The organism is Methylophilus sp. 42 (assembly GCF_000384155.1).
Taxonomy (GTDB): domain Bacteria; phylum Pseudomonadota; class Gammaproteobacteria; order Burkholderiales; family Methylophilaceae; genus Methylophilus.
This window is the reverse complement of sequence record NZ_KB913031.1, coordinates 1,471,772-1,484,122: the sequence shown is the minus strand read 5'-3', so window position 1 is coordinate 1,484,122 and position 12,351 is coordinate 1,471,772. Positions and strand designations below refer to the sequence as shown.

General features: G+C 50.3%; 9 protein-coding genes. 2 read left to right on the top strand and 7 right to left on the bottom strand.

Annotation, left to right across the window (positions count from 1 at the left end):
* The first annotated feature begins 238 nt into the window (after positions 1-238).
* Both MET42_RS0107285 and MET42_RS0107280 read left to right on the top strand, forming a co-directional pair.
* Positions 239-1,804: a DEAD/DEAH box helicase gene (locus MET42_RS0107285; RefSeq protein WP_019882213.1), complete on the top strand. Its 1,566-nt coding sequence runs from the start codon at positions 239-241 to the stop codon at positions 1,802-1,804.
* Between the two features lie 9 nt (positions 1,805-1,813).
* Complete coding sequence (locus tag MET42_RS0107280) at positions 1,814-3,250, top strand: DEAD/DEAH box helicase (RefSeq protein WP_019882212.1); 1,437 nt, start codon at positions 1,814-1,816, stop codon at positions 3,248-3,250.
* Positions 3,251-3,328: 78 nt separating this feature from the next.
* On the opposite strand, the gene MET42_RS0107275 is transcribed toward MET42_RS0107280, so the two are convergent.
* The 7 genes from MET42_RS0107275 to MET42_RS0107245 form a co-directional block, all read right to left on the bottom strand.
* Positions 3,329-3,754: a group II truncated hemoglobin gene (locus MET42_RS0107275; protein WP_019882211.1), complete on the bottom strand. Its 426-nt coding sequence runs from the start codon at positions 3,752-3,754 to the stop codon at positions 3,329-3,331.
* Between the two features lie 4 nt (positions 3,755-3,758).
* Positions 3,759-4,955, bottom strand: a complete 1,197-nt coding sequence (purT, locus tag MET42_RS0107270) for a formate-dependent phosphoribosylglycinamide formyltransferase (RefSeq protein WP_198289765.1) — start codon at positions 4,953-4,955, stop codon at positions 3,759-3,761.
* A gap of 155 nt (positions 4,956-5,110) precedes the next feature.
* Complete coding sequence (locus MET42_RS0107265) at positions 5,111-5,680, bottom strand: PEP-CTERM sorting domain-containing protein (protein WP_232411379.1); 570 nt, start codon at positions 5,678-5,680, stop codon at positions 5,111-5,113.
* 142 nt (positions 5,681-5,822) lie between these two features.
* Positions 5,823-7,238, bottom strand: a complete 1,416-nt coding sequence (locus MET42_RS0107260) for a sigma-54 dependent transcriptional regulator (protein WP_019882208.1) — start codon at positions 7,236-7,238, stop codon at positions 5,823-5,825.
* Between the two features lie 23 nt (positions 7,239-7,261).
* Complete coding sequence (locus MET42_RS0107255; RefSeq protein WP_019882207.1) at positions 7,262-9,664, bottom strand: TonB-dependent receptor; 2,403 nt, start codon at positions 9,662-9,664, stop codon at positions 7,262-7,264.
* Positions 9,665-9,876: 212 nt separating this feature from the next.
* Positions 9,877-11,325, bottom strand: a complete 1,449-nt coding sequence (tilS, locus tag MET42_RS0107250; protein WP_019882205.1) for a tRNA lysidine(34) synthetase TilS — start codon at positions 11,323-11,325, stop codon at positions 9,877-9,879.
* Position 11,326: 1 nt separating this feature from the next.
* Positions 11,327-12,322, bottom strand: coding sequence for an acetyl-CoA carboxylase carboxyltransferase subunit alpha (locus MET42_RS0107245; RefSeq protein WP_019882203.1), 996 nt, complete (start codon positions 12,320-12,322; stop codon positions 11,327-11,329).
* Between the last annotated feature and the right edge of the window lie 29 nt (positions 12,323-12,351).

Genomic DNA, 12,351 nt, shown 5'->3' with positions numbered 1-12,351 from the left:
CCTGTCGATAACTCGCGAAATTTTGAGGTTATCATCTTTAGATGAAGTCTTAATGACACCATCTTCTTTTATCGGTTAGTGGCCATGCCCAAGCGCCGGTAAAAGCATCCAATCTTAAATGTTGCTTTGGCTTAGTTGATATTGCACCACTCGCATTCTTGAGTGCCATGCTGCTTCATTGGCTTTGCTTTATTGCTTTACTTGCGCCCTTTTTAATTGTTGATGAAAGGGACATTCCTTGTCTTTTGCAGATTTAAATCTCGACCCCTCCATTTTGCGCGCATTGACCGACGCAGGCTATGAAAACCCAACACCAATTCAGGCGCAATCCATTCCTGAAGCTTTGCAAGGCCGTGACATCATGGCCTCTGCCCAAACCGGCACTGGTAAAACGGCTGCCTTTACCTTACCAGCATTAAACCTGCTGGCGACACAACACCCTGTTCGCAGCCGTGGCCCACGTATTCTGGTACTGACACCGACACGCGAACTGGCAGCCCAAGTAAATGATGCTGCACGTAAATACGGCAAATTCTTGCGCGCACGTTGCATCAGCATCGTTGGTGGCATGCCTTACCCATTGCAAAACAAATTGCTGTCACAGCCACTGGACATTCTGGTTGCAACACCAGGCCGCTTTATTGACCACCTGGAACGCGGCCGTATTGATTTGAGCCGTTTGCAAATGCTGGTACTGGATGAAGCTGACCGTATGCTGGACATGGGCTTTATGCCTGATGTTGAGCGCATTTGTGAAGCATTGCCTGCCGAGCGCCAAACCTTGCTGTTCTCAGCGACACTGGATGGCATTATGGATATCGGCAAACGCTTCTTGCGCGACCCACTGACAATTCAGGTGGCAGGCCAGAAAGAAAGACACGCCAACATTGAGCAACGTTTGCACTTTGTGGATGACATGAACCACAAAAACAAACTGCTGGAACATTTGCTGATTGCACCAGATGTCAACCAAACCATTATTTTCACCAGCACCAAGCGTCACGCTGACTTGCTGGCTGAAGACTTGTATGCCGCTGGTCACAGCACAGCAGCCCTGCATGGTGACATGACGCAAGGTGCGCGTAACCGCACTTTGACCAAACTGCGCCATGGTGACGTGAAAGTACTGGTTGCAACCGATGTTGCTGCACGCGGTATCGACGTTCAAGGGATCTCACACGTCATTAACTACGATCTGCCGAAATTTGCAGAAGACTATGTACACCGTATTGGCCGTACCGGCCGCGCCAACAACACTGGCGTAGCGATTTCATTTGCCTCTAACGCTGACCGTCACCTGTTGCGCAAAATTGAGCAATACACTGGCCAAAAGCTGCAAGCTGAAGTGATTGCAGGTTTTGAACCAAAACGTGCTGCGCGTATGGATGATGGTGGTGATGGCAAACGTGGCGGCAGACGCAACGGCAAACCACAGGGCAAAGGCGGTTTCCGTCGTGACGACAGACCAGGCCAGAACAAATCATTTGGTGAACGCGTCGCCCGTGAAGGTAACCGCGAGAACAATCGCGATGCACAGGCCAACAAGCCACGTGCACCACGCACAACCGAGCCAAAACAGGACAAAGAAGTCAACGGTAACAGCAAGCACTATAATAAAGATACCGACTTCCAGTTTGCACGCGCATTGGCTGACGAATTTGGTCAACGCCGTCCACGTCCGGCAGGCAACAACCAGGAGCGTTTTGGCAACCCTAACGGTAGCCGTGGCAATAACAAACCACGTCCGGCAGGCAAGTCATTTGGCGACAATGGTGGTGCCAAACGCCCACGTTCATTTGCCTAAGACTCGCCTATGTCTGAGCAAACCACAGTAGATTTTCGTGCGCTCGGCCTGGCCGAGCCGCTGTTAAAAGCGATTGATGAGTCTGGCTATACCACACCAACGCCGATTCAAGCGCAAGCCATACCGCTGGCTTTACAGCGTATGGACTTGATGGCAGGTGCGCAAACGGGTACCGGCAAAACGGCTGCGTTTTCTTTGCCGATTTTGCATACCCTGCTGCCGCTTTCCAGCAGCAGTACTTCGCCTGCCAAGCACCCTATCCGGGCACTGGTATTGGCCCCTACGCGTGAATTAGCGATACAGGTCTATGACAACATCAAAACCTATGCCAAACACACGCATTTGCGTAGCCTGGTGGTGTATGGCGGCGTGGATATCAAAACACAAACGCCTATCCTCAAAACAGGCGTGGAAATTTTGGTGGCCACACCTGGCCGCTTGCTGGACCATGTTGAGCAAAAAACCTTGTCTTTGAGTCAGGTGCAGTTTCTGGTGCTGGACGAAGCAGATCGCATGCTGGACATGGGCTTTATGCCTGACTTGAAACGCATTCTGGCATTGCTACCTAAACAGCGTCAGAACCTGATGTTCTCAGCGACTTTTTCTGATGAAATCAAAAAACTGGCTGATGCCTTTTTGAACAACCCGACCTTGATCGAAGTGGCGCGCAGCAATGCGACCAATGACAATGTCGAGCAAAAAGCGTATCTAGTGAATAGCGACCAGAAACAGCGCTTCCTGGTGCAGCTACTTAAGCAATACGCCAACCAGCAAGTGATTGTGTTCACGAAAACCAAGCTCTCGGCCAGCAAGCTGGCGCGTGCGCTGGAACGTGACCAGATTCCATGCAGTGCGATTCATGGGGATAAGTCCCAAAAAGAACGTATTGAAGCCCTGGACGCGTTTAAAGCAGGCACTATTCACGCGCTGGTTGCCACCGATGTGGCGGCACGCGGACTGGATATCAGTGACTTGCCACTGGTGATTAACTATGAAATCTCGACTGCACCGGAAGACTATGTGCACCGAATTGGTCGTACCGGCCGCGCAGGCGCCAAAGGCATTGCCATCTCGCTGATCGACGAAGATGAAACCAAATACTTCGACGACATCGAGAAGTTGATTAAAAAGCAGATTCCAAAAGAAAAAGCCACGATCAACACCGCTAGCCGACCACGCACGTCAAAAGCCACAAGCGCAGACGAAGGCTGGTTCCAGCAACCTTATCAACCTGCGGCAGCGGCAGCACCAAAAGAAGTGCCAGCCAAGCCCTCTACTGCCAAGCGTAAAGTCGTTGCAGCCCTGCTAGGAGGCTTTGGTTTTAAGGCCACACCGCAGACACGCAATCAGGCCAAGCGCGGCGCAGGGAATAAACCGCGGCAGAAAGCCCAGGCTAGCGACATTGCCCAGGCTGAAGTCGTAGAAGCGATCAGCGCACAGTCGTAAAAAAAGCCCCGTTCGCGGGGCTTTTTTTATTGTGCAACGAAATGCGCAAGCAATATAACGATGAGGCGACAAAGGCCGCTAGCCTTCGCGATTACGCATAAAGTCTGCCACGCCGTAGAGCTGATTGGCAATATGCTTCATGAGCGACTCTTCGAACTGCAGCGTATGCATTGCTTTAATCATACAGTACATCCATTGATCGCGCGCCGACTCGTCAATCGGGAATGGCATATGCCGCGCCCGCAAGCGCGGATGGCCATAGCGCTCAATATATAACTGCGGGCCGCCGGTCCAGCCCATTAAAAACATAAACAGCTTCTCTCTGGCCTCGGTTAAATCCGGCTGATGAATGGCGCGTAAACCAGCCGCTTTAGGGTCTGTATCCATGGTGTCGTAAAAGGTCTCGACCAGGTTGCGTATGGTTTCAGCGCCCTTTTCAGCCCCGCCCAGCCATTCAAACAAAGATTGTTTGGCCGCATTAGGCTCTTGTATCTCTAATGCCATGCTATTAGCCTGCGACTTTTGGCGTCACCAGAGCAGCCGCTTGCTTGGCCAATTCACGCGCCGCTTCGGTATTGTCTGCTGTTGCCAGCGCAACCCCCATGCGGCGGCGCACAAATGACTCCGGTTTGCCAAACAGGCGAACTTCACTATTGGGCACAGACATCGCAGCTTCCAGGCCATGATACTCAAGTGCCTGTGCATCTGCACCGCCATAAATCACGGCGCTGGCCCCAGCTTCGCGCTGCGCCACATCTACCGGCAAGCCTAAAATCGCACGTGCATGCAATTCAAATTCATTCAGGCGTTGCGTACACATGGTCACCATTCCTGTGTCATGCGGGCGCGGGCTAACCTCGGAGAACCAGACCTGCTCCCCTTTGACAAACAACTCGACGCCAAACAGGCCTTGTCCGCCCAAAGCATCAGTCACTTTTTTGGCAACGTCTTGTGCATTTTTTAACGCTTGCGGATGCATGGCTTGTGGCTGCCAGCTTTCTACATAATCGCCCTGCTTCTGCACATGACCAATCGGCGCACAGAAGTGTGTTTCAATCTGGCCGGATACATTTTTAGCACGCACCGTTAACAAGGTGATTTCATAATCAAAGTCAATCTGGCCTTCTACAATCACCACGCCCTGATTCACGCGGCCGCCACTGGCGGCATATTCCCAGGCAGTGTTCACCTCAGACGCTTGCGTAATACGAGACTGGCCTTTGCCTGATGAAGACATGGTGGGTTTGATAAAACATGGATAGCCAATACCGCCGTCAATCGCGGCCTGTAGCTCGGCTTCTGAGCGTGCAAAAGCATACGGCGACGTTGGTAAACCTAATTCTTCAGCCGCCAGTCGACGGATACCTTCACGGTTCATGGTCAATTGCACCGCACGCACCGTAGGCACCACGGTGACACCCGTCGCTTCGATTTCGGCCAATGCTTGCGTATTCAATGCCTCGATTTCAGGCACAATATAATGTGGCTTTACCTGATTCACCAGGGCTTTTAAAGCCGTGGCATCCGTCATGTCAATGGCGTAAGCATGATGCGCAACCTGGTGTCCCGGTGCATGCGCATAACGATCCACCGCAATGACTTCCACCCCCAAACGCTGCAAGGCAATAATCACCTCTTTACCAAGCTCACCACTGCCTAACAACATGACTTTGGTCGCATTTGCGCTCAACGGGGTACCAATCATTTTCAGCTCCACTGTAAAAGTGCAATGATACCATGGGCGATTTCGCTGGCGCCTGATCAGGATTGATTTATGTCACAAGACAACCACGCGGCAAAGCCCAGGCCAATAACAAAAAACCTCGCTAAAGCGAGGTTTTTAAATACAGTAACATACCATTAACGCGACTTACGTTTTGCCAATAGGCTGATCGCCGCCAAACCGGCAAACAACATGGCGGCATTTTCAGGCTCAGGCACGGTCGTCACATTGACCGCAATCTTGCCAGCATTGTCGCCGAAATTTGAATCCCAGTAATACAACTTTAGTACACCACTCTCAGCCGCAACGCCACTATAACTGGTGCCTAGCGCGATATAAGTACTGCCGATGCGGCCAACCAGCTGGCCGAAATTGGCTGTAAAGCCATCCATCGTCACTGGGCCATAGTTAATTCCGATCAACGTACCCACCGCCTCACCGGAATCATCTGTTGCTGTCGCATACAAATTACCATTCAAGCCATCGGCAGTAGAAAATCTTGGCAATGCGCCAGCACTCCACAAATCGTCTACACTCACAGAAATATTAAATACATCGCCTGCGTTCAGCGTAATCGTATCCAGGCCACTGCCTACACCTTGAGCAATACTGTTGTCATAAGCATCCACATTGTAAGTGGCTGCATACGCCTGATGACTAACTGTTAATGCGAGCAACAATGCACTACATAATCGACTGACTGACATACCCCGCTCCTCATCCAATATTATAGAAATGTTTAATGACGTTATGCTCAATCCTGAGCGTTGTCAATAGCCCATCAAAACCGGGCCATGACAACTAAGTCATTGAGCAAAAAAGGATTCTGCGATGGAGGCGGATGCTTATTTATACTGAGATACCATGCTTGTCCATGCGATAGCGCATGGTCATTCTGGTAATGCCCAACAACCTGGCTGCTTTGGAAACATTGTGGCGTGACTGTTCCAGCGCATTCAACAGCATGGCTTTTTCTGCATCATCCAGCGTGACTTGTGCCTCGCCTTGCGTTGACGAGTTTGTATTGACGGCCGCCATCTGCGGCAGGCCCAAGTCATGCTCTGAAATCATCGCCTGCGTGCACATCAGCACGGCACGGCTGATCTGATGACGCATTTCACGTACATTACCAGGCCAGTGATAGCCTTGTATCGCCATCAGAGCCATTGCACTGAATTCATGATGTGGCAATGCATAGCGCTTCTCGGTCATCTGCCTGAAGTAATTTGCCAGCAGCAACACATCCTGGCCACGGTCACGCAGCGGCGGCATCTGCATGGTGATGACGTTTAAACGGTAATAGAGGTCAGAGCGGAAACGTCCTTCACTGGACATCTGGTACAAATCACGATTGGTGGCCGCAATAATACGCGCCTGCACCGGGCGCTCTTTGGTTGAGCCCAGGCGTCGCACCATTCTGCGCTCCAGCACATTCAGCAACTTAGCCTGCAAACCCAGCGGCAATTCACCAATTTCATCCAGGAACAAGGTGCCATCTTCAGCAGACTCAATCAAGCCCGGACGTGAAGCTACAGCATTGGTAAACGCGCCCTTCTCATGGCCAAACAACTCGCTTTCAATCAGCTCGGCTGGCAATGAAGCACAATCGACATGCACAAACGGTTTGTCATGATTGGCACAACTGGCGTGCAAGTAGCGCGCGACCACATCTTTTCCGGTACCAGTTTCGCCGGTAATCAACACCGTAGGCTGTACAGCATCACTAAGCGCGCTTAATTGCGCAATACGGGTAATCTGCTGTCGCACGCTTTGCATGGCAGCACTCTCACCGATCAGCTGCACTGACTCATTGACGATAGTATCGCGTTGCCTGGAGTAGTCCAGGCTAGTTTGCAAATCGGTGGTTTTCTCATTCTTTTGAATAATGAGCAGTAATTCTTCAAGGTCGATAGGCTTTTTCAAGTAGTCTATCGCACCCATTTTGATCGCATTGACCGCATCAGTCACATCGCCAAAAGCGGTCATAACGATGGTGTTGATATTCTTGGCAACAAAGTCTGATAACAAATCCAGGCCATTGCCATCGGGCAGGCGCATATCCAGCAGCGCCATATCCGGTTCAAACTGTTTCACCAGCAATCTGGCATCATGCAAAGACTCTGCGTGCTCACACTCAAATCCGGCTTTTTGCAGGCGTTTAACCACCGCCTTGGCAAACAGCACTTCGTCTTCTACCAACAGAATTTTTTTCTTGAATGGTAAAAAAACCGATTTATCCGTGGATGATGAAATTTGTGAAAGCACGCGTCGTCCTTAATTATTGTTATTTAGTCACGGTCGTAACTAGCTAATGATGGCTTGGCACCAAATTCATAACGGAAGCCCAGCCAGCCAGCGCGAGGTGCACCGACCATCAGCAATTTAGAAGGTTCTTCGTTGCCTGAGAACTGACCGCCCTCAATCCAGTTTTCACCCAACAAGCCACCTGTCGCATATTCTTTGTCAAAAATATTGATGGCTTTAGCAAAGAACTGCCAACCACTGTTGCCAAAGCGATAGCGCGTATCGATGTTGACGATAGTGAAACCACCCACTTTGCCAGAATCCTGTACGTGTTCATCATCCCCATCATTGGCACGATGCTTGTTGTTCTCGTTACCACGCACATATACGTCTGAATAGGTATTGATGTTGCTGCCTACCGTCCATTGTGACGTCACTTGATATTGCAAACGCAATTTCAAGGCATGCTCAGGCAAGTTAGGCAGTCGATCACCTTTGCCCACCTGGATAGCGGTGCCATCAGAAGACGAGTTCACTTCATTGGTGATTTCAAAAGGTGTTTGGTAAGTCGCGCGCACAAAGCTGTAGCCGACATTCCATGACAAATCACCTGTCACGCCATTTAAACCGGCATCGAGGCCAACGCGGCGGGTTTTACCAACGTTGTCAAAATAGCCCATGCCATTGGTGGCATTGGTGGCAATAAACTGAATATCGTCGTGGTTCTCAGTGCGATAGACCGCGGTAGACCAGCGAATATTGTCGCTTAACTGGCCACGGGCGCCGACTTCAAAGGTTTTAGCCACCACTTTTTTCAGCGGCGGGTCACCTGCCATCGCATTCGGCAGCTTGCATGGTACAGCCGGGTTTGCGCAACCCAATTCCATAGAGGTTGGCGCGCGCATACCTTCGTTATAGCTACCGTACATGGTCAACGCTTGTGTAGGCGTAAAGTTCAGGCCAACTGCCGGGTTGAGTCGGTTAAAGCTATGATCGCCAGACAATGTTTCCGGGTCAGTCACATCTGGAATCAGGCGGTCACGGTTTTCAACCTTGATATGGTTGTAGCGGCCAGACATGGTTAAATGCCATTGATCGGTCAAGGACAAAGTATCCGTGACAAATGCACCCCAACTGGTGGTTCTGCCATTCAGTTTCACTGCCGCTTCGTCACTCAACTCACCCAATGCATCCACACCACGCGAGGCATTAATCAGCCCATATTCGGTAGATTGCGAGAACTTGATTTTGGAAAAGTCATAGCCCGCACCAACAATAAACTGGTTTTTCTTTTCAAACAGCGGCTGGTTGAAGGTCAACTGGGTATTAAAACCATGGCCTCTTTGACGCGTATTACTACGATTCAAAGCCCCTGAACAGTTTTCTTCAGAGTTGTTGCCTGCCTGACAATCAGCAAGCGCTGTGGCCAGTTCTGCACTATCGATTTCACCATCCGCATTCAGATCCAAAGCTCCTGAGCCGTTAAAATCATCATTGACATCCCCGTTCAGGGTTTTACGGTTGGATTGACGGAAATAAACATTACCAGTCAATTGCACGTCATCATTAAACCAATGACTACCGTTCAAATTCAAGAAATTCATGCTGTTTTTGGTTTGATCTGGACGCGTATTGATGGCGCTGCGGCCAAAATCCTGAATCAGCTCTTTTTGAACCAATCCATTACCAATCATATTGTTATCAGCACCGGTGTAGCTCAACTCCAGGCGCGTGGTCTCATTTTGCCAGCCCACCTTGCCAAATAGTTGCTTCACCGTGCTTGGCGAGTAATCACGCCAGCCATCTTCGTCAAAATAATTGCCGGAGATAAAGTAATCAACAGAGTTATCTTCTGACACTCCACCAAATTCGGCAGAGGTATTCTTGCGTCCCCATGAGCCAAAGCTTGACTCAATGGCGCCACCTTTATGTGTACGGCCATTCTTGGTCGTCACAGACAAAGCACCACCGAGCGTATTCAGGCCGTAAACAGGGTTAGACCCTGGAATCAGATTCATGTTTGCAATCGCATTGACGGGAATCAAATCCCAGTTCACCACATCACCGAAAGGCTCGTTGACGCGTACGCCATCAACAAACACAGACAAGCCTTGTGGCGTGCCCAACAATGGCGATGCCGTAAAACCACGGAATAACACATCAGGTTGAAACGGGTTATTCTGTGACTCATTCACGCTCACCCCCACCATGTTGTTATTCATAAAATCAGCGATCGTATTGCTGTGCTGATTCACAATTTCCTTACCCTTGGCTGACTGCACGTTCGCAGGTACTTTTTCCAGTGGCAAACCCACGCCAGGCAGCGGTGTAGTCCCGACAATTTCCACCTTCTCCAACTTCACGTCTTCAGCATGCACTGTCATCGCCTGCGCTGCATAGGCAGACACAATTGCAAGCAGCAATGGCTTGATAGTATTTTTATTCATAACGAATGATCCTTTTTCCCGAGAATACTTTTATTGAATAACTTTTGATTTAAAAGTACTTCTTAAGAGCAATAACTGTTCCGTTTATGCCATCAAAAAAAAAGATCATTGAAATCAATTAAGTACCATTTCGATGGTGGATATCAACCATAAAAATGGCTCATTGCAACCAATTTTATGGTTTAAACTGGTTTATTACAACCAATTTTAATTTAGCGAGGCTGAAGGAAGATTTCGAGACCGTAAGCATTACGGCCAGGGCGCCAGGCTTCATCGACTGCAATGGCAGCGAGAGCAACCAGCGTTTGTGATGTGCTAGGCTGAGTAGTGGTGACTTGAACCACGGGGTAAAAAGCACGTTGCCAGGGTGGAATCCCCAGCATTTGAAAAATCACTTTTAATTCACGTCTTGGACGTTTAGCATCGGGCTGCAATGCTTCACCGCCTGTTCTGGGTGAAACCAACAGCGCCAGCCCCTCTGGCAATGGAATCGGCTGGCCATAACGCTTGTTCAGCGTGATGGCGGCGGGAGAAATCCCCAGCCTGGCCAATGCGATCCCGCGCCCTTTACTGACTTTGAATTGTACTTGCCAGTCACCCCAGGTTTGCGTTTGATGGCCCTGCCACACAAGGGGCGTTTGCGGCAATGCGGCCGGTTTGGCGACACAATACAGGCGCTGCTGATAATGATGCAGATAAGCGCGATGATCCGCAGCCTGGCCTTGTAAGGGCAGGTGTAAATAACGGTGCGACTTCACTGAGGAAAGCTGCTTCCAGTAATCCTGCAATTGTTCTGTATTCGGCATACGCAGTTGGCGTTGCTGAAACCAGAAGCGCAACAGGTTTTTTGCACGCACGTCGCCCAGCGTGTGCAGATGCGGGATAGCGATCGACTGTCCCAGCCACTCCTCCCGCACATCGCATTGCAGCAAGTCTTGCTGTGCGAGCGTGTCTAGTAAAATTTGGGCATCTGCAAGATGACTGGCACTACGCAGCAAGGCGCTATCCAATTGCGGGTAGCGCTCACGCAATACAGGCATGGCTTTTTGACGCATGAAGTTGCGGTCATAGCTAATGTCGGCATTGCTTTCGTCTTCTACCCATTTTAGCTGTTGGGCCGTCGCATATTGCAGTAGCTCAGCCTTGGGCACTGTTAACAGCGGCCTGAGCAAATAACGCTCAGCATCCCAATGGCTCATGGCGCTGAGGCCTTTTACCCCGGCACCACGCATCAGCTGCAACAATAAGGTTTCTGCCTGGTCTTGCATGTGATGGGCCGTGACAATCGCATCCGCGGCCAATTGCTGGCGTACTCGCTCTAATGCCTGGTAACGCGCGTCGCGTGCAGCGGCCTCAACGCCCAAGCCACTTTGCAAATCAACATGCACTTTTTCACTATAAAAAGGGATATTGTTATCAGCACACAGTTGTTCACACATCTGTAGCCAGTTGCCAGCATGCGGGCTGAGGCCATGGTGCACATGCATGGCAGATAAGGTAAACGATAACGGGGTCGTCAGTTGTGACAAGGTGTGCAGCAACACAATAGAATCTACACCACCACTAAGCGCAAGCAATAAATGGGGTGGCTGAGAATGCGGGGTAGACTCCCCAGCCAGAAAGGTCTTAATGACATTTTCTAACTGAGATAGTAAAGACATGCTATTTTTCACTGCTGGTTTTAAATTTACCGTAACTCATCAAACGCTGGTAGCGCGACTCGAGCAGCTGCGGTACTTTTTTAGCTTGTAACGTTTTGAGTTGCTGACCAATGGCCTGGCCAATACGCTCCATCACTTCTTCGTAGTTACGATGGGCGCCGCCCAATGGTTCACTGATAATATTATCGACCAGGCCCAGGGATTTCAGTCGGTCTGCAGTGATGCCCAAGGTTTCCGCAGCGTCAGGTGCCCTGCTCGCGCTTTTCCACAAAATAGAAGCACAGCCTTCAGGCGAGATGACTGAATAAGTCGAATATTGCAGCATGTTCAAATGATCAACGACGCCCAACGCCAGCGCGCCACCTGAACCGCCCTCGCCGATGACTACGCCGATAATCGGTGTTTTGAGCTCAGCCATCACATACAGGTTACGTGCAATCGCTTCTGATTGGCCACGCTCTTCGGCACCGATACCAGGATAAGCGCCCGGGGTATCGATAAAGGTAATAATTGGCAGATGGAATTTTTCGGCCAGGCGGAATAAGCGCAAGGCTTTACGATAGCCCTCAGGACGCGGCATGCCAAAGTTGCGGTATTGACGCTCTTTGATATCACGGCCTTTTTGGTGGCCCATGACCATGACAGGAATGCCTTTGAAACGGGCAATGCCACCGACAATCGCCGGGTCATCGGCAAAGGCACGGTCACCGTGCAACTCTTGAAAGTCAGTAAACAAGGCATTGATGTAATCGATGGTGTAAGGGCGTTGCGGATGACGCGCGACCTGGGAAATTTGCCAGGCAGTCAGGTTTTGGTAAGTATCTTGCAGCAGCTTGGTATTTTTCTTTTGCAGCAAGTCCAACTCTTTGGAAATATCCAGCGAGTCATGTTCATCGTGTGAAACTTGCAAAGCTTCAATACGCTTTTCGAGGGCAGCAATTGGCTGCTCGAAATCGAGATAAGTCAGTTTACTAGGCGTGAGACGTTTTGCACTCATAATGAATTCCAGTGTGAATTCTTAGAAAA

Excerpts from the sequence above, each read along its gene's own strand:
- MET42_RS0107265 (WP_232411379.1), bottom strand. The coding sequence starts at position 5,680 with ATGTCAGTCAGTCGATTATGTAGTGCATTGTTGCTCGCATTAACAGTT.
- MET42_RS0107275 (WP_019882211.1), bottom strand. The coding sequence starts at position 3,754 with ATGGCATTAGAGATACAAGAGCCTAATGCGGCCAAACAATCTTTGTTT.
- MET42_RS0107280 (WP_019882212.1), top strand. The coding sequence starts at position 1,814 with ATGTCTGAGCAAACCACAGTAGATTTTCGTGCGCTCGGCCTGGCCGAG.
- MET42_RS0107245 (WP_019882203.1), bottom strand. The coding sequence starts at position 12,322 with ATGAGTGCAAAACGTCTCACGCCTAGTAAACTGACTTATCTCGATTTC.
- MET42_RS0107255 (WP_019882207.1), bottom strand. The coding sequence starts at position 9,664 with ATGAATAAAAATACTATCAAGCCATTGCTGCTTGCAATTGTGTCTGCC.
- purT (WP_198289765.1), bottom strand. The coding sequence starts at position 4,955 with ATGATTGGTACCCCGTTGAGCGCAAATGCGACCAAAGTCATGTTGTTA.
- tilS (WP_019882205.1), bottom strand. The coding sequence starts at position 11,325 with ATGTCTTTACTATCTCAGTTAGAAAATGTCATTAAGACCTTTCTGGCT.